At 39.6% G+C, this 26,701-nt stretch carries 15 protein-coding genes; 7 read left to right on the forward strand and 8 right to left on the reverse strand.

Going from position 1 to position 26,701, the window contains the following annotated elements:
• Window positions 1-20 precede the first annotated feature (20 nt).
• The 3 genes from H5088_RS06790 to H5088_RS06800 all read right to left on the reverse strand — a co-directional run bounded on the left by H5088_RS06790 (window position 21) and on the right by H5088_RS06800 (window position 5,230).
• Complete coding sequence (locus H5088_RS06790; protein WP_182752513.1) at window positions 21-3,671, reverse strand: AAA family ATPase; 3,651 nt, start codon at window positions 3,669-3,671, stop codon at window positions 21-23.
• The gene (locus H5088_RS06795; RefSeq protein ID WP_182752514.1) at window positions 3,668-4,915 is read right to left on the reverse strand and encodes an exonuclease SbcCD subunit D C-terminal domain-containing protein; all 1,248 of its coding nucleotides are present in this window, start codon (window positions 4,913-4,915) and stop codon (window positions 3,668-3,670) included. The genes H5088_RS06790 and H5088_RS06795 overlap by 4 nt, the downstream gene beginning before the upstream one ends.
• A gap of 78 nt (window positions 4,916-4,993) precedes the next feature.
• Window positions 4,994-5,230: a hypothetical protein gene (locus H5088_RS06800; RefSeq protein WP_002959190.1), complete on the reverse strand. Its 237-nt coding sequence runs from the start codon at window positions 5,228-5,230 to the stop codon at window positions 4,994-4,996.
• A 579-nt stretch (window positions 5,231-5,809) separates the two neighbouring features.
• Between H5088_RS06800 and H5088_RS06805 the strand changes: the two genes are divergently transcribed.
• The 4 genes from H5088_RS06805 (at window position 5,810) to H5088_RS06820 (ending at window position 10,561) form a co-directional block, all read left to right on the forward strand.
• Window positions 5,810-8,257 carry a M1 family metallopeptidase gene (locus H5088_RS06805; RefSeq protein WP_154902844.1) on the forward strand — a complete coding sequence of 816 codons (2,448 nt, stop codon included), beginning with the start codon at window positions 5,810-5,812 and terminating at the stop codon, window positions 8,255-8,257.
• Window positions 8,257-8,751 carry a DUF6702 family protein gene (locus H5088_RS06810; protein ID WP_138490128.1) on the forward strand — a complete coding sequence of 165 codons (495 nt, stop codon included), beginning with the start codon at window positions 8,257-8,259 and terminating at the stop codon, window positions 8,749-8,751. The genes H5088_RS06805 and H5088_RS06810 overlap by 1 nt, the downstream gene beginning before the upstream one ends.
• Window positions 8,752-9,072: 321 nt before the next feature.
• On the forward strand, window positions 9,073-9,690 hold the full coding sequence (locus H5088_RS06815) for an HAD family hydrolase (protein WP_002959195.1): 618 nt from the start codon (window positions 9,073-9,075) through the stop codon (window positions 9,688-9,690).
• A gap of 145 nt (window positions 9,691-9,835) precedes the next feature.
• Window positions 9,836-10,561 (forward strand): YebC/PmpR family DNA-binding transcriptional regulator, encoded by a 726-nt coding sequence (locus H5088_RS06820; RefSeq protein WP_002959197.1) that lies wholly within the window; start codon window positions 9,836-9,838, stop codon window positions 10,559-10,561.
• Window positions 10,562-10,771: 210 nt separating this feature from the next.
• Here the strand turns inward: H5088_RS06820 and H5088_RS06825 are convergent, their stop codons facing one another.
• Window positions 10,772-12,961 carry a malate synthase G gene (locus tag H5088_RS06825; protein ID WP_182752515.1) on the reverse strand — a complete coding sequence of 730 codons (2,190 nt, stop codon included), beginning with the start codon at window positions 12,959-12,961 and terminating at the stop codon, window positions 10,772-10,774.
• A gap of 239 nt (window positions 12,962-13,200) precedes the next feature.
• Here H5088_RS06825 and H5088_RS06830 point away from each other — a divergent pair, with 239 nt between their 5' ends.
• Entirely contained in the window at window positions 13,201-14,802 is a 1,602-nt protein-coding gene (locus tag H5088_RS06830) for an isocitrate lyase (RefSeq protein WP_002959200.1), read from the forward strand.
• Window positions 14,803-15,351: 549 nt separating this feature from the next.
• Here the strand turns inward: H5088_RS06830 and H5088_RS06835 are convergent.
• From H5088_RS06835 to H5088_RS06845, 3 genes are all read right to left on the reverse strand, one after another.
• Entirely contained in the window at window positions 15,352-17,370 is a 2,019-nt protein-coding gene (locus H5088_RS06835) for a S9 family peptidase (protein WP_182752516.1), read from the reverse strand.
• A 154-nt stretch (window positions 17,371-17,524) separates the two neighbouring features.
• Window positions 17,525-18,259, reverse strand: coding sequence for a 5-oxoprolinase subunit PxpA (locus H5088_RS06840; protein WP_182752517.1), 735 nt, complete (start codon window positions 18,257-18,259; stop codon window positions 17,525-17,527).
• A 1-nt stretch (window position 18,260) separates the two neighbouring features.
• The gene (locus H5088_RS06845) at window positions 18,261-20,072 is read right to left on the reverse strand and encodes a glycoside hydrolase family 3 protein (protein WP_182752518.1); all 1,812 of its coding nucleotides are present in this window, start codon (window positions 20,070-20,072) and stop codon (window positions 18,261-18,263) included.
• A 370-nt stretch (window positions 20,073-20,442) separates the two neighbouring features.
• Here H5088_RS06845 and H5088_RS06850 point away from each other — a divergent pair, with 370 nt between their 5' ends.
• The gene (locus tag H5088_RS06850; protein ID WP_182752630.1) at window positions 20,443-21,960 is read left to right on the forward strand and encodes a sensor domain-containing diguanylate cyclase; all 1,518 of its coding nucleotides are present in this window, start codon (window positions 20,443-20,445) and stop codon (window positions 21,958-21,960) included.
• Here the strand turns inward: H5088_RS06850 and H5088_RS06855 are convergent.
• Window positions 21,957-22,481, reverse strand: coding sequence for a hypothetical protein (locus H5088_RS06855; protein WP_154902851.1), 525 nt, complete (start codon window positions 22,479-22,481; stop codon window positions 21,957-21,959). The genes H5088_RS06850 and H5088_RS06855 overlap by 4 nt on opposite strands.
• Window positions 22,482-22,630: 149 nt before the next feature.
• Between H5088_RS06855 and H5088_RS06860 the strand changes: the two genes are divergently transcribed.
• The gene (locus tag H5088_RS06860) at window positions 22,631-26,653 is read left to right on the forward strand and encodes a rhombosortase-dependent M36 family metallopeptidase (RefSeq protein ID WP_182752519.1); all 4,023 of its coding nucleotides are present in this window, start codon (window positions 22,631-22,633) and stop codon (window positions 26,651-26,653) included.
• Window positions 26,654-26,701: the final 48 nt, after the last annotated feature.

The following is a 26,701-nucleotide window of genomic DNA, read 5'->3' on the forward strand; positions in this document are numbered from 1 at the left end:
CTTGTTTTCAGTAATGTTGCTTATAAAACTTCAACTGTGGAATATCCACCTGGCTTTTTGGCTACATGCACTTGAGTGGCTACACGCTCGCTCATTTGTGTTACGTGCGATATAACGCCTACTTTTCTGCCTTGTGCTTGCAAAGAATCCAAAGCGTCCATTGCAATGCTTAGGGTTTCGCTGTCTAACGTACCAAACCCTTCGTCAATAAACAAAGAATTGATTTGTACTTTGTTAGACGAAAGCGATGCTAAACCAAGTGCAAGCGCTAGCGATACTAAAAATGACTCACCGCCCGAGAGCGTATTAACAGAGCGTTGCTCGTCGGCCATGTCGCGGTCGATAATTGCAATGTCGAGCGTTTGCGCTATGGCGGTTAATTCGTAGCGTTTGTTGAGTGTTTTTAAATGGCTGTTGGCATAGTGCAGTAATATTTTTAACGTTTGTGTTTGTGCTAAGTTACGCATGGTTTTACCCGTTGCATCGCCCAATACTTTATTAAGCAAGTGCCACTGCTCTACCTGTGTTTTAAGCGTAGTTAACTCGGCTTGTTTGCCTTCAAGCGCCTTTGCGTTTTGGTTGTGTTGCTCAATAGCGGTATTAGTTGCTAGTAATGAATTTTGCAGCTGCGTTTGTTGCTCATTTAAGCTGCTTAATTGCGTACTTAAAGCCTCTGCACTTTGTGTTGGCTTATCGCTACTGTTGTGTTTTTCAAGCGTAAGTTGCTGCTGTTTTAATGCGGCATTTGCATCTGTTAATGCTTGAGTTAACTGCTCGTGTTGATTTAAATGCGCTTTAATAGTCTCGCTACTTAGCGTTAGTAAAATTTTGATCTGTTCGTGCGTTACGTCGCTGTATTGCGCTTTAAAGTCAGTAAACCACTGGTTATAACGTGCCTCAAGTGTTGCTAGTTCTTGGCTGTTTTCAAGTAAGCGTTGCTCCACATTTTTAAGCGTTATAGCGTGCTCATCTCGTTGTTTTATCGCGTCGTCATAGGCTTTTTGGCTCGCTTGAACCTGCGATTGTTTTTGCTCTTGCTCACTTGTGAGTTTTGCTTGGTAGTCGTCTGCGCTTATTTGCTCGTTATTAAATAAAGCTGAGCGCTCACTTTGTACAGCGTCTAATAGCTCTTTTGCTTTTACAAACTCTTCATTAAGTGCTTTTAACGATTGCTCGCTTTTACTAACAAGCGGGGTAAGCTGCTTTATTTGCTCATTAGCTGTGTCTTGGCGCTTTTGGCTTTGCTCAAGTTGCGTTTGAGTTTGCTGATACTGCGTAACCTGCTCGCTCAGCTCGCTAAGTTCAAGCGTATTGGCTTGTAGTTGCTGCCAAAAATCACTGTTTTCAAATTGATTATTGAGCGTTGTACCCAGCTCGTTAATTTGCGCACTTAGCTCGCTATGCTTACTCGTTAACTGGTTTTGCTGGTGTGTAAGCTCAAGGTGTTTATTACTCAACTGCTGCTGTACTTGCTGCTCTGCTTTAAGTGCTGCTTGTAGCTCGTTTACTTTGGTTTGCAGTGTGCGTTGGCGTTTTTGCTGCTCAAAGTATTGCGCTTTTTGCTGCGTTAATTGCTTATAAGTTACTTCAAGCTGATCAGGCGTTAAGTCGTTAAGCTCACTACGTGCGCCTTGCATGGTATTTTTAATGTCGAGCTGTTTGGCTTTTGCTGTTTGTATTATTTGCTCAAGTTGTCCGTGTTCAGCAGTTAATACAGCATGTTGAGTTTGATGCTTATGCAGCTCGCTTTGTGCATGGTCAAATTGCTTTTTAGCGGTATTAAAAGCATTTTCAAAATCGGTAATTAAGTTATTTAATTGCTGATTTTGGTTTACCGCATACGGGTGCTCCGTTGCGCCGCACACTAAACAAGGCTCATTAGGGCGAAGCTCAGTGCGTAAATGCTCTACGTTTTCGCTGGCTCTTAAGCGCGCTTGGTTAAGTGAGTACTCGCTGCCTTTAAGTGCTTGCTCGCTGGTTATTAAATGCTGATTAAGTAAAGCATGGGCTTGCTGGCTTTCATTTAGCTGCTGATTAAGTACTTGTTGGCGTTGAGTGCTTTGTTTTAGTTCTGCGTTAAATTGCTTATAGCGCTCTCGCTGCTCTTTCAAGTAATCAATACTTTTTAGCTGCGCGTCGCAGTGCTCTGCATTAAACTCATTAAGCTGAGTATTTAATGCCTGTAAAGTTGATTGCTCACCACTAAGTGCCACCTCGCACTGCTGCACTTTGTTATTTTGTGTATTTAAACGCTCGCTCTGACTTGCAAGCTCGGTATTAAGAGTTTGGCTTTGCGTAAGGTTTGCGGTCAATTGCTGCTGTGCATTTAAGTAGGTATTAAAGCTTTGCTGATAGTAGCTCCAGTCTTTTGCTAAAACATGCAGCTGTGCATGCTCATTAAGCCATTGCTGGCTTTTAGTTGAGTCGGTATTAGCGAGTTCAAGCTCGTTATTGCTTTGTTTAAGCTGCTGTTTGAGTTCATCAGACTGAGATTGCTCTTTGGTTATTTGCGACTCAGTACCTTTTACACTTTGGCTTTGCAAGGCAATGTTACTGTCGAGCTCTCGCGCTTTAGCTATAACGGGCGCTGCATTTTGTTTTTGCTCATTGGCGTTATTAAGCAGCTCGGTGTGTTTAGTAAGCGCGGTATTACGCTCGTTAATTACCGCTAAATGATCAACACTTTTAAGCGATGCTATTTGCTGATCTAACGCCGTATTTTGATCGGTTAACAAATTAAAACGGCTGCGGTTATCTTTTATTTCAAGCGCTTGTTTAGCTTGTTTTGCCTGCTCGCTTTGAACAACGATACTTTCAAGCGCTGAGCTTGCTTGTTGCTGGGTTTGCTGTGCTTGCAGTAAGTTTTGCTCAAGTACTGTAGCTTGCTGATACCAGTTAAGTGCTTTTTCGGTTTTGGATAGCTCTTTTTTAGTGTGTTCGGTTTGCGCTTTTAAATCGGTTAACTTGGTTTGTTGTAACTCGAGTTCTTCTGGTGTTAATAAGGTATAGCTTTCAAGGCCTGCTTTAAGCGCTTCAAGCTTTGCCACTTGCTCTTTATGGCGCTCAAAAATACGCACGCCAATACGGCTAAATTTATCGGTGCCTGTTAAGCACTCCAAAAGTTGCGCTCGCTCATCGCCAGTGGCTTTTAAAAATGCAGCAAACTCATGTTGCGCTAAAAGTACGGCACGGGAGAACTGCTCAAAGTTAAGCCCTATTTTGCTCTCAACTTCTTTTATTGTGTGGCTTTTGTCAGCTATAAGGGTTTCGTCTGGCAGGGTTACTAATGTGTGCTCTGCTACTTTAAGTTTGCCAGTTACTTTTTTATGGGTCCGTGCAATTGTATAACGCGCACGGTAAAGCTGTTTATCTTGCCCTAAAAAGTCAACCTCGGCGTGGCCTTCCCATGTACCTCTGCGTAGTAGGTTTCGCGCATCATTAAGCTTAATGCTGTCGCCATTAAACTCAATTAAGTTACCTTTATCGCCGCGTAGCCTCGCTGTTTTTGTATAAAGGGCTAAACAAATCGCATCTAAAAAGGTACTTTTACCAGCGCCGGTATCGCCTGTTATTGCAAATAAGCCTGCATCTTTTAATGGGGCTTGAGTAAAGTCTATTTCAGCATCAACTATTGAAGCTAAATTATGAATACGAACTGCGGTTATTTTCATAGTTGTTCTTGCTCCGTTAGCTCGTTTATCACGTCACTTAAAAGTACTTTTAGCTCATCGGGTACGCTTTGCCCTGCCATATCTTTATCGTTTGCAAATGCTTGTTCTAATAAGTTAAGCGGGTTGAGCATTTCAACTTCGCTTAAATCTTCAAATACGGTGTTGTCGTCATTTTGAGTCGATTGCTCACGTACACGTTCAATACCACAAAATTTAATATGCTTGCCTTCAAGTGCTTGTTCTATTTGTTCTCTGAAGGTGGTGTCGGTATCGCTTGATTTAAGCTTTACACGTAAATAAGGCGCTATTGTATTTTGTGCAGTGTCGAGCGCTTTAATTTGCTCGCATAGTTCGCTTAATGGCACACACTCCCCTTTTGGTAAAACAATTACATCGGCAGAGCGCGGAATGTAAAGGGGGTTTACAGTTGTACTAATATGTTGTTTTTCATCAATAATAAACTCAACAACATTTACTTGGTGCGTGTAGTTACGTTCTGAAAACGACATAGGTATAGGTGTGCCGCTGTAGCGAATAATATCGCTTTTAGCGACTTGTTGCGCTTTGTGTAAGTGCCCAAGGGCAACATAGTTGGCTTGTTTACCAAATACATTGGCTGAAATAGACTCCTCACCACCTATTACTAAGTTACGCTCAGAATCACTTGAGATATCCCCGCCTTTTGCGTGTAAATGCCCCATAACTATTAATGGTGAGTTTTGCTCGTTTATATTAGTAGCTTGCTCTAATGCAAGTTCATAAGCTTTTGCAACGCCTTGAGCATAACTAGGGCCGCTTTCGGTTTGGCTAAGTAAACTTACATCGCTTACACGTAAAAATGGCATAGCGACGATTACAGCGCGTTTACCATTGGTATTTATGGTAATAACAGTTTCATCGGGTGTTGCGACATCAAAGCGCCCTACTACGTGCGTATCAAATTGCGCTAGTAATGGCTGAGCTGCCAAAATACGATTTGCAGAGTCGTGGTTACCCGCAATAATTACTACGTGTAATTGTGGGGATGCCTTTTTGGCGTCTTTAATAAATTGGTAAAGCTGATTTTCGGCGCTAGCGCTTGGAGTCGCGGTATGATAAATATCGCCAGCAACTAAAAGTAAGTCTATTTGTTGTTCAACAAGAGTGGCTAATAACCATGTAAAAAAGGCTTGATGTTCAACACGGCGGTCGTGTTCGTAGAATTGTTGGCCAAGGTGCCAATCTGAGGTGTGGAGGACTTTCATGTCGCGCTCTTAATTAAACCGTAAGAGCGCCAATATACCCAAGGCAGTTAAAGATGCAAGCCCAAGCCGTGTATTACCTTAGGTTAAACTGTACCAAGCTGAAAAAACAACCGGTAATGCTAAAAGTGCCATTAATAATGGAATTTTTAACGTTTTAGTTTGTTTTGCGTGTAGCGCCTTTAATGCATTAGTTTCGTTGCACGCTGCTACTTTATCGATATAAAAATAACCCGAATCGAGATACTGCTTACAGTTATTCTCACTTGCTGGAATCGCAATTAGTTCTTGTTGTTTTTTTAGGATGTAAAAATCCATAAGCCCACCGCATTTCTTGCTAGTAATCGATATTAATTTGAGGATAAATGTGACGAATTTATTTGCCTCAAATAAAAAGGTTGGCGATTTTAAATATAAACTGCACTAAAGATCAACCTAAAATTGCACTATTTATCATTTATCGTAAAAATAGCGAACATTAAGGAAGTTCGGCAATATTTGAGCCAATAATTCAGCTGTTTTCACTGTATTTTTGTTCAGTAGAGTGGGCTTTTAGCTCATTTTACTTGTTGGAAATTTGAGACACTTATACATAGGATTATTGGTTTACCTGATAATGTTAAAGCAATACTTTTTTAGCAACGTAGGTAAAATTAATGTGCTTTTACCAAGCTCTAAAACTTGTATTTAACAGCTCAAAACCATTATTAAAACCCACTTTTGTAAAGCCCCTTTACAGTTTTTATTTATTCGTATTTTGTTACAAAATAATTGTACTTTTCAATCTAATAAACTAAGTGAACATCACCCTAAAAATACGGTACTTGGTCGCTAATTTATTGAAGCTAACTGGTATATTTGTCAAAGTATGCTCACAAAATTATATTAGGACTAACAATGAAAAAAATAGGTCTTACGCTAAGTGCTTTTGTATTGCCTTTGGCAATATCTAGTGCGGTTATGGCGTCTTCGGTTGAGCAAACAAAAGGTTCTTTTGTTGATAAATTTCGTCAATTAGACGAAGCGCTTCCTACACCCAACGTTTATCGTAGTGCCGCTGGCGAACCAGGTGAAAGATACTGGCAGCAACGTGTAAACTACGATATTGATGTAAAGCTAGATGAAAAAAAGCACCGTATTACCGGTAGCCAAAGCATTGAATATAAAAATAACTCTCCGCATACACTTAAATATTTATGGTTACAGTTAGATCAAAATATTTTTAAAAGTGATTCTATTGCCGAAACAACTAAAACGTTTAAAAGCACTTTAGAAAGCCTACCAGCTCAAAAGCCTGCTAAATTAAGTTTAGGTGACTTACGCCGTCAGCAATTTATGAGCGACAACGAACTGGGTTATACAATCAGTGGCGTAAAGGATGACGATGGTAAAGAGCTACGCGTAACTGTAGTTGATACTTTAATGCGCATTGATTTAAACGAGCCATTAAAACCAGGTAAAGAAGTAGAATTTAGCATGAACTTTGCATTCAACATTGTTGAAGAAGATGCTGTAGGTGCACGTTCTGGTTACGAGCACTTTGAAGAAGATGGCAACGACATATTCTTAATTGCTCAGTGGTTCCCTCGCTTAGCGGCTTATACCGATTACGAAGCATGGACAAACAAGCCATTTTTAGGCTCTGGTGAGTTTACGCTTGAGTTTGGTGATTACGATGTTGAGATTACCGTTCCTGCGGATCACATTGTATCGGCAACAGGTAAGCTTGATAACGCGAGTAAAGTACTTACAAGTACTCAGCGCAAACGTTTAAAGCAAGCTGAAACATCTAAGCGCCCTGTGTTTATTGTTAACGCAGAAGAAGCGCTAGAAAACGAAAAAGAAGGCACCGACAAAACTAAAACGTGGCACTTTAAAGCGCAGAATGTTCGTGACTTTGCTTGGGCGTCGTCTCGTAAGTTTATGTGGGATGCAAAAGGTTATCAACAAGGTGGTGACGTTCAGCCTTTAGTTATGGCAATGTCGTTCTTCCCTAAAGAAGGTGGTGACTTATGGAAAAAGTACTCAACTGAAGCGGTAGTACACACAATGGAAGTGTACTCTAAGTATTCTTTTGATTACCCGTACCCAACTGCACAGTCGGTTAATGGCCCCGTTGGTGGTATGGAATACCCAATGATCACCTTTAACGGTCCGCGTACTAAGTTACAAGATGACGGTACTCGTACTTATTCTCAGGCTGAAAAGCGCTTTTTACTTGGCGTAGTTATTCATGAAGTTGGTCATATTTACTTTCCGATGATTGTGAACTCAGATGAGCGCCAATGGACGTGGATGGATGAAGGCTTAAACAGCTTTTTAGATGGTGTTGCTGGTCGTGAATGGGATCCTACTATTCCTTGGGGTGTTGAACCTCGCGATATAGTGAGCTACATGAAGTCAGAAGTCCAAGTACCAATTATGACTCAGTCAGACAGCGTATTACGTTTAGGCCCTAATGCTTATACTAAACCTGCCGCAGCCCTTAATATTTTACGTGAAGTAATTTTAGGCCGTGACTTATTCGACTTTGCATTTAAAGAGTATGCTCAGCGCTGGAAATACAAGCGCCCTACCCCAGCTGATTTTTTCCGCACAATGGAAGAAGCCTCTGGTGTTGATTTAGATTGGTTTTGGCGTGGCTGGTTTTACACCACAGACCATGTTGATATCTCTTTAGATAAAGTATATCAACTACGTTTAGACACTAAAAACCCTGATATTGATTACAGCCGTTTACGTGATATTGAAGCAGACAAGCCTACGTCATTATTTGTTGAGCGTAACCGCGCCGAAGGTAAAAAAACATGGGTTGAGCAAAACCCTGATGTTACCGATTTTTATGACGAAAATGACCGCTTTACTGTAACCAATAAAGAACGTAACTCGTACAATAAGTTTTTAAAAGGCTTAGAGCCGTGGGAGCGTAAAACGCTTGAACGTGCTTTAGAAGAAGATAAAAACTACTACGTTATGGAGTTTTCAAACCTAGGTGGTTTGGTAATGCCTATATTACTTGAGCTAACATATGAAGATGGCACAACTGAAGAGCGTTATATTCCTGCTGAAATTTGGCGTCGTAATTATAAAAATGTTCAAAAGCTAATTGTTACCGATAAAAACAAACCGCTTGTATCAGTTACTGTAGATCCTAATTGGGAAACTGCGGATGTAGATATTGAAAATAATAACTACCCTCGTCGCATTATTCCTTCACGTATTGAAGTGTTTAAAAAGGAAAAGAGTAAAGCTAAAGTAAGTCGCGATATCATGCAAGATATTAAAACTGAGCTTAAAACTGATGAGAAGAAAGACGAAAAAGATAACGGTGAGGAGCCGCAATAATGCGCTTTTTGCTTATTATTGTTTGCCTTTTAGTTGCTGCGCCGAGTATGGCGCATCAACTAAAATCGTCAGTTACAACCGTGCTTTTTAATAAACGAACGCATAATGTTGAGTTAATGCATCGCTTTTATTTACATGATACCGAACACGCCGTAGGAACATTATTTGAAGGCAAAATCGATATTATTAGCAATAAAGCCGACCAACAACGTTTTGCTAAATATGTTGAATCGCATGTTGCTCTACAAACATTAAGTGGTGAACCTTTACCACTTAGCTTTGTAGGGGCGCAAGTAGATGGTAAGTTTTTTTGGGTTTACCAAGAAGCACCAATTCCTGAAAACATTGAAGGAATCAAAATGAGTAATGGCGCGCTTCGTGATTTATGGCCATCTCAGGTAAATATGGTAAACGTTGAGGGCAAAGGTAAGATTAAAACTTTAAACTTTGCACAAGATGATACTTGGCTCGAAGCCCGCTTTGAGCAAAATTAACAGTTAAAACTTCCCCAACCAACGCGCACTGCAGTTAATGTGCGCGTTTTCTTTATACGTTTAAACTACGTTCATTTTTGATCTGGTATATGTAAATTTACGTAAAAATTGGTAGTTCAATTTGTATATTTACCATTTTTTGCGCATGCTACAACTACCAATTATATTTACTGTATTATCAATAGATTGATAGCAGTGCAAATAAATAATTTAAATATAGTTAGTTTCATTTATCCCTTTAGCTATAACTGGCTTGGGCATAAGCAGTAGAGAATTTTATGTTTAAATTTTATTTAGTAATAACTAAATTCAGGGAATGATATGACTACTCAGGTTGAGGCTATTTTTGGAGTAATTTTTGATTTAGATGGAACATTAGTTTCATCCGAACTAGATTTTACATTAATTAAAGCCCAAATAGGTTGCCCTTGCGAGCAAGACTTGCTTGATTACATTGCTCAGTTGCCCTCACCGTATATGCGTGAAGAGGCAATGAATATAGTTCACCAACACGAATTAATAGACGCACAACATGCCAGTATTTTACCTGGGGTGAGTGAAGCTATTAATGCTTTAAAGTCTAAAAATATACCGATGGCAATTGTTACTCGCAATTTTGATAAAGCGGCTGCAATTAAATTACAAAATAACCCACTTCCTATTAGTACAGTTTTAACAAGAAGCGATGCACCTGCAAAACCAGATCCCAGCGCTTTAAATGCTATTGCTACACTTTGGAACATAAATGCCAGAAACTTACTTTATGTAGGAGATTACCTTTACGATATTCAAGCTGCGCATAATGCAAATATGCGTGCATGTTTATACGCTCCAGAGTTAACGCCAGCTTACGCCGATCAGGCCGATTACGTTTTACATGACTTTGCTGACTTAGTGACATTAGTTGAGAGTTATTCTGAAAAAATAGAGTTATGTTAAATAGCATGCCATTTGATTTATTCTGAAATGAGTATGTAGTTATAAAAGTTTTTATTAATCAAGTTTTGCCCATTGCGGAGCTAGCCCAATACGTTTTGAATTGGTAAAATACCGCAAAACGTAACGTATTCATTAGGGGCACAAAATGGGCAGAGCATTTGTAGTTCGTCAAAGTTCTATGATCAAAACAGCCAATGCAAAAACAAAAGTAAACTCAAAGTACGGCAAAGAGATTTACGTTGCAGCAAAAAGTGGTGATCCCGATCCCGAAGTAAACCAAACACTTCGCCGTCTAATCGAAAAAGCTAAAAAAGACCAAGTACCCGCACACGTTATCGAAAAAGCAATTGAAAAAGCAGCCGGTGGCGCAGGAGAAGATTACTCTGTTGCCCGTTATGAAGGCTATGGCCCTGGTAACTGCATGGTTATTGTTGACTGTTTAACTGACAATCCGAACCGTACTATCAAAGATGTACGTTTACCATTTACTAAAACAGACTCAAAAATTGGTACTCCTGGCTGTGTAGCGCATATGTTTGATCATTATGCGGTACTTGGCTTTGCAGGCGATGACGATGAAGTCGTATTAGAAGCATTAATGATGGCTGATGTTGATGTAAGCGATGTTGAAGCCGAGGATGGTAAAATATCAGTATTTGCACCGCCAACAGAATACTTTAAAGCTAAAACTGCCCTTGAAGACGCATTTGAAGGCATTAACTTTGAAGTAGATGAAATTACGTTTATCCCTCAAGTTAATATTGAAATTGAAGACGAAGAAGTTATTGCTAACTTTGATAAGTTTATAAATATGCTTGAAGATTGTGACGATGTACAAAATATTTATCACAATGCCATTGTAAAAAATTAAACGTAAAAGGTTAAAAGCTTTAAAAAGCGTGTTTTGTGTATGCAAAACACGCTTTTTTACGTTTAAATAAATGTTAGATATTCATGTGTATTATGCTTATTTGAATATATATTTTTAAAATGCCTTAAAAGTGCTGTTATTCTAATTTTAGGCGATAAAAAACCAGCTTTAAAGCTGGTTTAGTACTTAATTTTAACTTTGATTAAGCAGTTAAAGCGTATTCGATTTTTGTGCTTTATATTTTATACGGTAGCTATGTAGTAGTGGTTCAGTGTACCCACTAGGTTGCGTTACGCCCTCTAAAACTAATGCCGTAGCGGCTTGATAGGCAATGCTGTTATTAAGGGTTTTTTCGCTTGTTGCCATAGGTGTATACGCAGTGTCATGCTCGTTTTGTCCATCAACCACTTTGGCCATTTTAGCCATTGTTGATTTTATTTGCGCTTGTGAGCACACGCCATTTAGCAACCAATTAGCCATATGCTGGCTTGAAATACGCAGTGTGGCTCTGTCTTCCATTAAACCTATATGGTTAATGTCAGGTACTTTTGAGCAGCCTACGCCTTGATCAATCCAACGTACAACGTAACCTAAAATACCTTGTGCGTTATTTTCTAGCTCACTTTGAATATCTTCTTTTGAAAGCGTTTTAGGGTCTGCCATTAGCGGCGGTGTAAGCAGGTCATTAAGGCTCGCAATAGTACGTTTAGCTATACTTTGCTGCTCAGTAAATACGTTTATATCGTGATAATGCATTGCATGCAGGGTAGCGGCTGTAGGGGAGGGCACCCATGCAGTATTAGCGCCTGATTTAGGGTGCGCTTGTTTTTGCTCCATCATTAATGCCATTTTATCTGGCATTGGCCACATGCCTTTACCTATTTGTGCTTTATGACTTAAGCCACAAGCAAGGCCAATATCGACGTTGCGATCCTCATAAGCTTGTATCCATGGTTGCTGCTTAATCTGTGCTTTTGGAAGCACAACGCCCGCTTGCATAGAGGTATGAATTTCATCGCCGGTACGGTCTAAAAATCCAGTATTTATAAATACAACACGCTCTTTGGCTGCACAAATACAGGCTTTTAGGTTTACAGAAGTGCGGCGTTCTTCATCCATAATACCCATTTTAAGCGTGTTTTTAGGTAAGCTTAGCGCTTCCTCTACTAAGCTAAATAAAGTGTTAGTAAATGCCACCTCTTCTGGGCCATGCATTTTGGGTTTTACTATATTAATACTTTGCGCGCTTGAATTTTTGATACCTGTTTTTTTATTTAGGTCGTGCAGGGCAGCAGTGGCTGTAAACATCGCATCCATAATGCCTTCAAACACCGGTTGATTAAACACATCAGTAATAGCAGGGTTCGTCATCAAATGGCCAACGTTTCTTACAAACATCATGCTACGGCCTTTTAAAGTAACGGTGCCGCCATCAAGTGCGGTGTATGTTTTATCACTTTGCAGGGTACGCTCAACAGTTTTATCGCCTTTTTTAAACGATTCAACTAAGTTACCTTGCATCAACCCAAGCCAATTTTTATAAACTTGTACTTTATCTTCTGCATCTACCGCAGCTACTGAATCTTCACAATCCATAATGGTGGTAAGAGCGGCCTCTAGCACTACATCTTTTAAACCAGCCTTATCAGCTTGGCCAATAATGTGGTGGTGATCGATATGTAGCTCTATGTGTAAGTCATTGTTTTTTAATAACACTACAGTTGGGTTTTGTGCTTCTCCTTGATAGCCAATAAGCTGAGATGGGTTAGCTAATGTGGTTTGAGAGCTGTCACGCAAGGTAATTAAAAGTGCGCCATCTACTACTGAGTAATTCGTGCTTTCTATATGCGAGCCATTGGTCAGCGGCAATGCTTTATCTAAAAACTGGCGAGCGTAGGCCATTACCTTAAAACCACGAACAGGGTTGTAGGTATTACCTTTTTCAGCCCCGTCATCTTCGCTTAACACATCAGTACCGTATAAAGCGTCGTATAACGAGCCCCAGCGAGCGTTAGCGGCATTAAGTGCAAAGCGTGCATTACTTACAGGCACAACCAACTGAGGGCCTGCTGTAAGGGCCACTTCGGGCTCTACATTTTGGGTTTCAATTTCAAAGTTGGCAGGCTCTTTAACTAAATAGCCAATATCTTGCAAAAAGGCTTGGTATTTAGCGCTATCCCAGGTTTTATTAGCAAGATGGTAGTCGTCTATTTGCTGTTGAAGCAGCTCTCGCTTTTCAAGCAGTGCCTTATTAATAGGGGTAAGTGTTTGAACGATATGTGCAAAACTTTGCCAAAATTGTGACTCACTTAAGTGAGTGCCTAGTAGCAATTGATTTTTAACGAAATCAGCGAGTTGTGTATCTACGCTGAGTCCTGAATGTGTGAGAGTGTGGGACATAGTTGCCTTCCTTTAAACGGTCGCGATGTTGTTGTGTGCTTGTGCGTAAGGCAACAATAACTCAAAAAGGCAATGTTGAGTGCTTTTTAGCTATTCACAAAATGTATAGCCACAATAACAACTATAAATTTACTAAATCTAGAAAAGGAGCCTAATGTTGAATTAAGCGCTATGGAACACACTCCTAGCCACTCTCACAACATTAAAATAATTTACACACTCGTTCGAAGGATTTTATTATGACAACATATCAACGCGAAACAGACACACTCTCTACTCTTTGCCAAACACAAGGCAGCGCATGGAAAGCTATTAACCCTGAATACGCAAGCCGTATGCGTTTACAAAACCGTTTTCGTACAGGGATTGAAATTGCGCAATACACAGCAGACGTAATGCGTGAAGATATGGCTGCATATGACGCCGACACAAGCCAGTACACGCAATCTTTAGGCTGTTGGCATGGCTTTACTGCCCAACAAATGATGATGGCTATTAAGCGCCATCAAAAAACAACTAAACGCAGCTATGTATACTTAAGTGGCTGGATGGTTGCAGCGCTTCGCTCTGCATTTGGTCCGCTGCCAGATCAAAGCATGCATGAAAAAACATCGGTACCTGCGCTAATTGAAGAAATTTACACGTTTTTAAAGCAAGCTGATGCACGTGAACTAGATCACTTGTTTAACGACCTAGATGAAGCAAAAGCGAACGGCGGCGATGTTCAAGCTGTTATTGATAAAATAGACAACTTTGAAACCCATGTTGTGCCAATTATTGCTGATATTGATGCCGGTTTTGGTAACGAAGAAGCAACTTACTTACTGGCTAAAAAAATGATTGAAGCCGGTGCATGTGCCATTCAAATAGAAAACCAAGTATCTGACGCCAAACAATGTGGTCACCAAGCGGGTAAAGTGACCGTTCCACACGAAGACTTTTTAGCAAAAATTAACGCAGTACGTTACGCCTTTTTAGAGCTAGGTATTGATAACGGCATTATTGTGGCACGTACAGATTCATTGGGTGCCAGCCTTACTCAAAAAGTACCTGTGTCGCAAACACCTGGTGACTTAGCAAGCCAATACAATGCATTTTTAGAAACTACGCCAATTAACGGTGTTGATGATTTAAATGAAGGCGATACGGCAATGAAAATTAATGGCCAGTTATGTAAACCAACTCGCCTAGATAACGGTTTATACCAGTTCCGCGAAGGCACTGAAAAAGACCGCGTAGTATTAGATTGTATTACTAGCTTGCAGTCGGGCGCTGATTTACTGTGGATTGAAACAGAAAAACCACATGTTAAACAAATTGCAGAACTGGTGAATCGTGTAAAAGAACACGTGCCAAATGCAAAACTGGTATACAACAACTCGCCTTCGTTTAACTGGACGCTTAAGTTTCGTGAGCAAGTGTATCAAGAGTGGGAAGAAGCAGGCCGTGACCTTAGTGCTTACCCAAGCCTTGGCGATAATAAAGGCCTTATGGCACCAGAAATGGATGCAACAGAGCTTGCACAAGCAGCCGATTTACTAGTGCAAAACTTTCAGCGCGATGGCGCACGTGAAGCAGGTATTTTCCATCACTTAATTACTCTGCCTACGTACCATACAGCTGCGCTAAGCACTGATATTTTATCAGAAGGTTACTTTGGCGATATGGGTATGCTGGCTTACGTGCGTGATGTACAACGCCAAGAAATTCGCCGTGAGCAAGCTTCTGTTAAACACCAAGACCTAGCAGGGTCTAACATGGGCGATACGCACAAAGAATACTTCTCTGGTGATAACGCGCTAAAAGCCGGTGGTGAAGACAACACCATGAACCAATTTTAATTCCTAACTAGATAGTGTTACTCAAGGGCCAATAGGCCCTTTTTTATTGCTTTAAGTAAAGTTAGAACATTGAAGCATAATTACAGATCAGACTTTAACTAACCAAATAATTTTGGATCACGATTTAACTACCTGAGTGAATTTACAGATCAGAGTTTAACTAACGTTTCATAAAACAACCTTTTTTAGGTGATTCTGCTGTAATTAGCGTTTACGGCAACTAAAAAAAGCGGATAAGTGACTGATTTTTGCTTTAATAGGCAAACGCAGATAATTTATAAACCGATTTTTTACTAACTTCTCGTTGCTATAAAACAAAATTTTACTAACTGAGAGGTTATAAACAGTGACTCAAACCGATTTTTTACCAACTCAAGTTACAAAAAATGCTATAAACCGAAATTTTACTAACTGAAGTTTTAGCTAAGTCCGATATTTAGCTGTCATAGAAGTGTAAAGGGGGTTTACAGTTTGAATACTACGGCGGTAGATACAAAAGCCACTTAACTAGAGTGGCTTTTATTTGAGCTAAAATTTATTACCCAGAGTTTATTTAGAGTGTTTATCAAACCACCATTGAATATAAGCTACTTTAGCCATTAAGTTTGATGGGCGAGCTGTAATGCCGTGCGATGCATTAGGAATTCGCACCATTGCGGTATCAACACCTTGTAACTTTAATGCCTGATAAAACTGCTCAGTTTCTGAAATTGGTGTACGGTAGTCAGATTCCCCAGTGAGCAACATAGTAGGAGTTTTGACGTTTCCAACATAGCTAATAGGCGAGCGTTTCATATAATGTTCAATATGATCCCACGGTTTACCCGGAAACCAGTAATCAGCAAAAAACGGATAAAAATCTGCTGTTAGTACAAAACTGATCCAATTGATAACAGGCTTAGCAACTACAGCTGCAGCAAAACGATCGGTATGACCCACAATCCATGCAGTTAATACACCGCCACCAGAGCCACCGGTTACAAACAATTTAGACTCGTCGATAAAGCCTTTCCCTATTAGCGCATCAACGCCCGTCATTAAGTCGTCAAAATCGTTACTTGGGTAATTATGATGAATGGTTTGTGCAAACTCGTTACCGTATGAATCACTTCCGCGTGGATTCATGTATAGAACGATATTCCCCTTTGCTGCAAACAGTTGAATTTCGGCGCTAAAATGCGGCCCATAATTAGCGACAGGGCCGCCGTGTATTTCTAGTATTAACGGATACTTTTTGCTGCTGTCAAAACCTGGCGGATAGGCAATCCATCCTTGAACAGGGAGTTCATCGTAGCTTGATTTAATCCAAACTTCTTCCACTTTAGCCAAAGCTTTATCACCTAGAGCATCAGCATTAAGGGTAGTTAAACGCTGCGCTTTACCGCGTTTAATTGTTGCTATATCAGCAGGGCGCTGAGTATCTGCAAGGGTAAAGGCTATTTCGCCATCTTCGCTTACATCAAAGTCGCCACCAGAATAAGGGCGACCAAATGCAACGCTGCCAATTTGGGTTGTTATTATTTTACGCTTGCCACTGCGTGGTTGATACGCAAGGGCAGTTTGGCCTTTATCTGCATAGCTAAAGTATATGCCTTTGGAGTTTGCACTCCACTTTATTTGACCTACGCTGCGGTCAAAATTCGGCGTTAAGCTAACTGTCTCTCCAGATTTTAAATTACGAATATAAAGCTGAGCGTTTTCGTAGTTAGTGCGTTTATCATCGTAACCTGTGTACGCTAAGTAACGCCCATCGGGAGAGATTTTAGGCTGCTCGTCAGGACCATTTCTATCGGTAATTTCTGTTATATTTTGCGAAGCTAAATCGAGTTTATAAATTTCACTGTTTGTGGGTTTTAGTTGGTTGTTTGTGTGCCTGTTTGCAGAAAAATAAAGCGACTTACCATCGTTGCTAAAACTTACATCGCCCGCGTTATCAAACTCATCATGAGTGAGTTGTTTGGCATTACCACCGTTAGCATCTATGGAAAATAATTGGCTAAAGCCCTTTTGTGTGTAACCGCCACCATCTGAACGGTAGTAAACATCATCAATAAATTTAGCAGGCTCTGCCCACGTTGCACCTTTTGGTTTACCTGGTAAGCTCACTGGTGCTGAATTAGCGCTTGGAACAAACATGCTAAATATTAATTGGTTGGAATCAGGGCTCCATGTAATCGAACGAGGACTACTTGTTAAGTTACTTATTTTTGCCATAGCACCTGTTTTAAGCCATTTAATATATATTTGGCTGCTGCCATCGCGGGTTGATATAAACGCAAGGCGTTGGCCATCAGGAGAGAGTACTGGCGAGTAATCCATGTGCACGCCAGAGGTTAATGGCTGCATTTGTTTGGTTTTGTAATCAACAGACCAAATATTCCCCACTTTACGATCTGTTTTTATATCCATGCGATTACGCACAAAATAAACCGTTTTACCGTCTTCGGTTATATCTATTTGATTGGCATATTCTAAATTAAATACATCTTGCAGTTGTAGTGTATTTTTTTCAGCGTAGGCTAAATTGCTACAGCCTAAAACGAGGCTAAGTGTTAAAAACTTTTTCATTTTTATCCCTGTTGTTACTTTTTTAATTTTCTAAGTAGTTATATGTTAGGGATTATTAAATTAACAGTAGGATGCGATGAAGCTCTTATTTAACTCTATGAGTTAAAGCTGTAAAGGGGCTTTACAGCTTATAATTTAAGGTTGTGTGGAAAGCCTAATTGGCTGAGTTACACAGGGCTTTTATATCTTTTATAAGTGATATGCCATCAGCGTTGTCGCCATGTACACATAAGCTATGGGCGTTGAGCGTTAGTTTTTTTCCTGTTCGTGTTGTTACACTACCATCGGATAAAAGCTGAGTTACTTGCTCTAGTAATGCGGCTTTGTTGTGAACGCTGCCCTCAAGTGTTCGCGACACTAAATGCCCATCGTCGGTGTACTGCCTATCTGCAAAGGCCTCTAGTATTAACTCAACTCCTAAACTTTTAGCTATTTGAATGTGCTTATTGGCATTTTTAGTCGCTAAAACCATTAGTTTTAAATCTGTTGGGTAGCTGGCAATTGCATTTATAACGGTTTGTAATATTTGATCATTTGCCATCATGTCGTTATACAGTGCGCCGTGGGGTTTTACATAGCTAAGTGTTAAACCTTGTACTTTTGCCATACCCTCAATAGCGGCTATTTGATAGTGCAGGCAATTTGTAAGCTCTTTTTCGCTAAGTACCATTGAGCGTCTACCAAAGCCCTGCTTGTCTGGGTAGCTTGGGTGAGCACCAATTTGTACGTTATGTTGCTTGGCAAGTACAAGAGTGTTTGCCATTACATCGGCGTCACCTGCATGAAACCCACACGCAATATTAGCCATATCAATATGTGGCATAACGTCATCGTCTAGTCCCATTTTCCATGCGCCAAAGCTTTCACCTAAATCACAATTGAGCTTCATATTAGTGCGCCTTTTGCGGTTTTATTGTGACAGGTAATACGCCGTTAGCAGTTGCTTCGCCTAGTAACACTTTTGCAAGTGCGGTAAAAGCAGGACCAGATACAATATCGTTTTTATCTACATCAATATTATATGCGTAGGATGCAAGTACAGCATTTGCATAATTGCCAAATTTAGCAATGTCGTAAGGGGCTCTTAGGCTTATAAAAACAGTGCTTTTGTTTTTCTCTTTTGCCATATTTAATAATGACTCAAGTGCTTTTGGTTGCTCTGCATTATTAAGTGCAAAATTAGGGTCGTCTTTTAAATCATCCATACCGCCAATTTCTACCGCACTTTGATTAGGTGTTGCATTGCCGGCTATAACTACATCAGCAGCGTGTATTTGTGCTTTTGCGAGTGCAGGGTCGAACCCTTGTAAGCTACTACAGCTATAAGTGAATTTTTGCTGGCTGATAGCTTCAATCGCTTGCTGCATTGCCATACATTTACGCGTGTCGGGCATAATAATATGAACATTACTTCCTGCTTTTAAATTAAGTGGCAAAGTACTGTTATTATTTTTAACCTGCGTTATTGCCTCTACAGCAAGCTGCGCTTCTATTTCGCGATGTGCTGCACTGCCAATTGTTTGCTTTGCATTTATGAGCGCGGTAATAGGGTCAAAATTAGTGCTTAATCTAAATTTATTTTTAAGTGTAATTATACGCTGTGCCGATTGTGCTATTTCTTGCTCATCAAGTTGGTTTGATTTAACCGCTGCAACAAGATCTTTAATAAGATCATCGAGTTTATTTAAATCATCTGGTGTTCTAATTTCAATAGGCATTAGGGCAATGTCAGCTCCAGCGGCAAATGTATTTATTACCGCTTGAGTTGGTGTGAAGAAGTTACTAATACCAGCCATATCAAGCGCATCAGTTACTACAACTCCTTGGTAATTAAGCTCGCCACGTAAAATATCAGTAATGATTGCGCGCGACATTGTTGCTGGTTTTACCATAGTTTTGCCATTAACACTTATAAACGTTGTGCTATCAAGCGCTGGGTATTGAATATGCGCCGTCATTATCATACCTGGGTTTTGCTTGGCGATAATGTGTTTAAACGGTGCTAGGTCTTGCTCGTAAATAACTTCTTTTGCATGGTTTACTTTAGGCAAGCCTGTATGGCTATCTACGTTTGTATCGCCGTGACCCGGAAAGTGCTTTAACGAGGTAATCACGCCATTGCTTTCAAATCCTGCAACCTGTGCGGCGCCCAATTTACTCACTAATGCTGGGTTTTCACCAAACGAGCGTACGTTAATAACTGGGTTGTCGGGGTTCATGTTTACATCAACCGTGGGCGCGTAGTTTACATTTATACCCAGCGAGTTTAGTTCTTTAGCTATAACTGTTGCTGTTTTTGTCGCAAAGCTTGTACCGTGTTTTTTGTAGGTTGCGCCAATCGACATATTACCGGTAAATGAGGTGGCAACATCGCGTGGTAAACGCGCTACACGTCCGCCTTCTTGATCTATTGATATAAATAGCGGCAGCTTACTACTGGATTTACTTGCAGCTGTTTGCAATTGGCTATTAAGCGTAATTGTTTGCTCTATCGATTGAGTGTTTTCAGAAAATAAAATTACCCCACCAATATCGTATTTTGCAATAGCGGTAGCGAGCTCATTAGGTAACTCGGTCATTGGAGTTCGGCATTTATTACTTACTCCTTGCTGGCAGAAGTAACGAAAGTCGAGTATTAGCTTTTGCCCAAGTTTTTGTTCAAGAGAAAGCACGGGTTTAGCAAGCGAGGATTGTAATGGCATTAAGCACCCAGATAAAAAAACGATAGACGATACAATACACTTATTTAGCAAAACACACTCCAAAGCTAAAAAGTAGATAAGTGTAAGCAGCTTAACTACTTTTTGAGGTAACTGCAAAAGAAGGATTTTTTGCAGAGGAACCAATAACATATTGTAAAAGTTAAAGAAAATTTATAATTTTGCTATTAGCGAAAAGTTATATTTAGTTATATTTTTTGTGGCTTTGTTAATATTAGATAATAAATTTTCCAGAGGGTATAATTGCGGGCTTTATATACAATTATAGGTTCGGGTACTGAATACCTGTACTTAGGATGGCATACGTTTGCGAAAAAAATTATTAACGGCCTTAAATCTTCGATTTCTTATTTTGCTTTTAGCGATTACGGCTTCTATTAGTACTTTAGTAAGTAGCTTTTATTCTACCTACCAAGTACAAAAAGAGCAGTTAACAGCTTACACGCTAAAAAGTAACTATGCTTATGCCAATAAACTGGCATCAGCAACAGATAATTTTTTAGAATCCGCAATGCAACAACTGGCCTATTCAGCTAAAAAAATAGAGCAAAGAGTTGATGATGAAGATTTATTAAACCAAGAAGCGACCCGCTTACACTTACAAACGAATAGCTTTAACTCGGTTGTAATTAATAAGCATAGTGTTGTTGTCGCAACCTCTCCTAAATTTCCGCAACTTATTGGTGAATCAATCCACTCACCTGGCGCTGTACAAGCGCTACAAGAAAAAAGACCATTAATCAGCGCGCCTTATATGTCGGCTGCTGGGAACTTTATTGTTTTTATTTCTCATCCTTTGTTTGATAAAAGTGGAGATTACCTTGGTTATATTGGTGGCTCTCTTTATCTAAAAGAGCGTAATATTTTAAATAGCTTATTAGAGCAGCATTATTATGAGGGTGGAACATATATTTATGTGGTCGACGCCAGTAGGCGAATTCTCTATCACCCAGATCAGGCACTAATAGGGACAGTCGTCACAAATAATTCAATCACTAATAATATGATTACAGGCCAAAGCGGTACTTCTATTGTTAAAAATAGCCAAGAGATAGAAATGCTAGCAGGCTTTTCCTCTGTGCCTAAAGCAAAATGGGTAATTGTCGCTCAGCGCCCTGTAAGAGCAACGCTTTCGTCACTTGATTTACTCATAACTGAAGTAATAAAACGTACATTACCGATGGCTGTTATTACGTTTCTTTTAATCGGTTTTTTTGCTCACTTTATTTCTAGGCCTTTAAAACAACTAGCAGACAAAGCAAACACACTTGACGATCCAACAAGTATTGAAGAGCTAAAAAGTGTTAAATCTTGGTACTTTGAAAGCCAAAGACTAAAAATTGCAATGCTCAATGGAGTTAATACTTTGCAAATGCAGATAGGTCAGCTTCGTCATGATGCGCAAACAGATCCCCTAACTGATACTCACAACCGTAGGAGTTTAAACGGTTTATTAAACCAGTTGATGTTTAAGCAAACTCCATTTGCTATTTTAGAGATAGACATCGATTTCTTTAAGCGAGTTAACGATACCTTTGGCCATGATAAAGGAGATGAAGCTCTTAAATCGCTTACTGATATTATCAAAAAATTATCTCGAAAAGACGATATCGTAGCACGTATAGGTGGTGAAGAATTTGTACTTGTCTTGCCTAATGAAAACAGCCAAAGTGCGCTCAAAATAGCAGAGCGACTACGTAAAACTGTTGAGTCTACAAATATGGAAACTATCGGCTTTATAACAATTTCAATTGGGATTGCAACTTGGCCTGAGCACAGTAACGACATAGACCAAGTTTACAAATGTGCTGACAAAGCACTTTACCATGCAAAAGAACATGGCCGTAATCAGTGCATTGTTGCTGATTAAAAGTGTGTTTCGATAGGTGAATAGTTAATTGCAATTTCTACATTGGTCACTGATTTATAGCTGTTTAAAGCACTAGACAATCCTGCAATATCAACACCTTTTTCAACAAGTAATGTGTAATTGTGAGCTGTTGACTTGATTAATTCATAATTATTTTTTAACTCATCAGGCACAGAATCGGTATTTAATGTAATGGTAAGAGTACCTGTTACTACACCTTTTTGTTTTAAGTTCTGATTATAAATAACGTCGCCTTTAAATAACTGCTCAGAGTTAAAGATAAGTTTATCACCCGATGAATTTATGCTTTTAGATGCATTTTTAATAACACCTTGACTACTTTCTTTTTTAGGGAAAATAGTGTCACTTTTCTGGTTCTTAGATGGTTCTTTTATAATGATTTCTGCTGTTTTAGGTTGTGCCTGAGAGTTGTTAACCTCTGTTTTTTCACTGTTATTACATGCAGATAGTAATAAAGCTGCGATTATTGGCACTGCACTTGTAAAAATTATTTTTTGCATTCGTTTACCTTTGTTTACTTTTCTTTAAATTTAAAGCTATTCAGCCTTATTCAAGTCTGTATATTAACAACTTAACCAGGCGTTTACATAAAATAATCAATTTAAAAACATTAAGTGTTTAAACATAATAAATACAAACAGGTGGATACATGTCTCAATTTAAATTAACAACTATTGCCATGGTTGTAGCATCTACATTAGCAGCAGGTGAGCTAACGGCCGCTGAACAAACTCGATTTTATGATGTAAGTGCAACAAATGCAGTTACTCAGGGTACTTCTTTAGCTGCTGTTCAGCAGAAAACCTTAGCCGAACGCGCCACTGTCTCGGGTCAAAAATCAATTTACGATGCACAAATGGGTAAAGCAACGTTTTTATGGCAAGCAATAGGTCAGCGTAAGCCTGACATGGCTTTAATCGCTGCTGATAACCGTAACCAATATGCTGCTGACTTTTATATTGAAACTTTAACAGGTATTAGTAATCGTAAAGCAACAGCATCTTCTGCTGTTATGGTTGATTTATCAGAGCAAAAACGTGGCTCTATTAGTGCAAAATACAAGCAACAAGTAAACGGTGTTGAAGTTTTTAACCGCGAATACAACTTGTTAATGGATAAAGAGTACAACCTAGTAGCAAGCTCGGGGTATTTTGCTGATACGTCGTCATCTAAAAATAAACTTGCTGCATTAACGGGTTTTGTAAACTCTGAGCAAAGTATAAAAAAAGCATTTAGTGAATTAGCTAATATTGATGTCTCACTTCGTAAAATTGGTAATGAAGGTGGCTATGCAAAATATGAGGCTAAATCATTAGATGACTCTAAGATTGTTTTAGGTACGCCACGTGCAAAAGAAGTGTTTTTTGAAGTGGCAGGCGAGCTTAAATCTGCTTATTACATTGAAGTAGAAGTAGCAGAAGTTGGCTCTTTAGAAAGTGACTACTTTAGTTACGTAGTAGATTCGAATAACAGCAAAGTATATTTTGCGAAAGATTTGAAATCTCATGCAGCTGACTTTAATTACCGTGTTTACGCTAACCAAGATGGCTACCCAATGGAAAGCCCGCACGGTGACGTAATTCCTGCAGATGGCCCAGGACAAGTAGACGAGACTGAGATTTTAGACGCGCCAATGGTATCTCTATCCTACTACAGCAAACTAAGCACAATGGACCCATGGTTAGCTGATGATGCAACGACAACATCAGGTAATAACGTATTTGCTTACGCCGATGTGATTGCACCTCAAGACTTTAGTGAAGGTGACTTTACCGCTGAAACAACTGCAGACTTCACATTTGACTACCCTTACCAAGTAGATGAAGTTGCAAATAGCTACGCAAACCGTAAAGCAGCTATTGTTAACTTGTTTTATATGAATAACTTTTTACATGATTTTTTCTATGATCATGGTTTTGATGAAACATCAAATGTAGCGCAGGTATCTAACTTTGGTCGTGGCGGCGTAGAAGGTGACCCGATTGAAGCACAGGCTCAAGATAACTCAGGTCGTAATAATGCAAATATGTCTACACCAGCCGATGGTGCTAGCCCACGTATGCAAATGTACTTGTACAACAGTAAAGATGCCACTGTAGGTGTAGATTTTGGTATTACAGTAACTTCACATGACTCTTTAGGCCTTTTAGCTTCAACAAAAGAATCTGGCTTTGGTAAATACCAATTCAGTGATGTGGCTGCAGAAGTTGTTCGTTTAGATGATGGAAATACAGTAGATTCAACAAGTATTAATGATGGTTGTGAGCCTGCTATAAATGCTGCTGAACTAGCAGGGAAAATTGCAATTGTAGATCGTGGCTCATGTGCTTTTACGGTTAAAGTAAAAAATGCACAAGATGCAGGTGCAATAGCAACTATCGTTGTTAATAATGACCCAGATACGGCAGAACCGGCACCAATGGGCGGTGAAGACGATACTGTAACCATTCCAAATATGGGTTTAAATTACGCTGATGGTCATGCAATGTATGACCTAATTGATGCTGGTGAAGTTGTTACTGTAGACATGTTTACCAAAGCAACATTAAAAGATGGTACGTTTGATAATGGTATTATTGCTCATGAATGGGGTCACTACATTAGTAACCGCTTAGTCGGTAATTCATCAGGCCTTATTAACTTCCAAGGCCGCGCAATGGGCGAAGGCTGGGGCGATTTCCACTCATTAATGTTTATCGCTAAAGAAAGCGATATAAATATTACAGGTAACGATAAGTTCCAAAAAGCATATGGTAGCGGCACATTTGTAGAAGACTTCTACTTCGGTATTCGTCGTCTTCCTTATTCAACTGATACAGATGTAAATGCATTGTCGTTCCGCCATATTACTGAAAATGCTGGTGCTGATATTGGAATATCACCAACAAGCGTGGCTTCTCCTCATGCTGCCGGCGAAATTTGGGCAACTGTATTATGGGAAAACTATGTAGCGCTTATTAACGAGCATGGCTTTAATGAAGCACAAACTCGAATGGCAGATTACTTAGTTGCAGGTTACAAATTAACACCTATAGCACCAACCTACACTGAAGCACGTGATGCTATTTTAGCTGCTGCCTATGCAGTAGACCCTGCTGATTACAAATTAATGGTAGGTGCATTTGCTAAACGTGGTATGGGTCTTGGCGCAGTATCGCCAGATCGTTTCAGTAATGACCTTACTGGTGTGGTTGAATCAGATAAAACACAGCTTTCTAGCTATGCATTTGCAAGTGCTGACTTAAACAACATGTACAATGGTACAGAGCTTGGTTTTTGTACTAACGACAATATTTTAGATAAAGGCGAAACGAGTACGGTTAGCGTAACAATTACTAACCGTGGTAGTGAAGTACTTAGTGGTACAACAGCACAACTGACTGTTATAAGCGATCATGATGTAACATTTGAAAATGATGGTTTACTTACTTTTGGTGAAGTTCAACCGTACGAAGCAATAACTAGTAACGATATTAAAGTTACTTTGAACGAAGCGGGTACAGCTGAAACACTAGAAATTGAAGTCACATTCCCTGAAATTGAAACGGACGATGATATCGTTGAAGCACTTGATCAAACACTTACGTTTGAAGTAAATATGGGCTTTAAGTCAGAAATGCCTGTTGGAGCTGTAGTTTCAGATGATATGGAAGTAGCAAGTTCATCACTATTAGATTTAAAAGAAAACGTAATGTTTGGCGGTGACTTAGCTGTTGGCACTCAGGTTATGGATAATAGTGGTAATATTGCCTTCTTTGAACAAGGTGGGTTTGAGCTAGGCACACAGGCAATGCGCCTTGTAAATAATGGCTTCCAATCAGATGTAGCAATAGAGAGTAAGCCATTCGAAGTTGGTTACTCAGGCGACTTTGAAATCTCGTTTTGGCATTTCTATAGTATTGAGCAAAACTGGGATGGTGGTGTTGTAGAAGTTAGTGTTAATGGCGGTGACTGGGTTGATGCTACTGAAATTGGCGGCACATTTGATGTTGGCTACGACGCTGTTCTAATCGAAAACGATTCGCAAGAACTTCAAGAACGTGAAACTTTTACAGGTAATAACGTACAAGATAGTGGCGCGTATGGTAATTATGAAACTATCAACTTTGGTGATGCTCTAAACGGCAACTTAGTAAAAGTGCGCTTTAGAATCTCATCAGATGGCGCAGTTGATGATTTAGGTTGGTGGATTGATAACCTAACTATGTCTAACGTTTTATCTCCTGTATTTTCAGAGCTTGTAGCGGGTGATTCACTAGCATGTGATAACGCAGCCCCACTTGTTTTAGTCGAAAGTGCATCGGCGGAAATTACTGAATCTGCTACAGGAACAATTACAGCAACAGCTACAGATCGCAATGGTCAAACACTAACTTATGCTTGGACTCAGGTTAGCGGTAGTGCTGCTACGCTCACTGGTACTGACACTGAAACTTTAAGCTTCACACCTGCAGCTATTACTGCAGATGAAGAGCTTGTTTTTGAAGTTGCCGTAAGTGATGGTGTAACAACTGTGACTCAACAAAGTACTGTAATGGTAAAAAATGAAGCGGTAGCAACAGTGCCTGTAACTGAATCAAAATCTAGCGGTGGTGGTAGTTTTGGCTTTATAGCTTTATTACTTACTCCATTAGTATGGTTTAATAGACGCCGTAAAAACGTAAGTAAATAAGTTTAAATAACATCCCGTCATCTCTAAATACATGACGGTTTTAATGAA

The sequence above is a fragment of the Pseudoalteromonas sp. SR43-3 genome, from assembly GCF_014163875.1.
GTDB lineage: Bacteria > Pseudomonadota > Gammaproteobacteria > Enterobacterales > Alteromonadaceae > Pseudoalteromonas > Pseudoalteromonas distincta.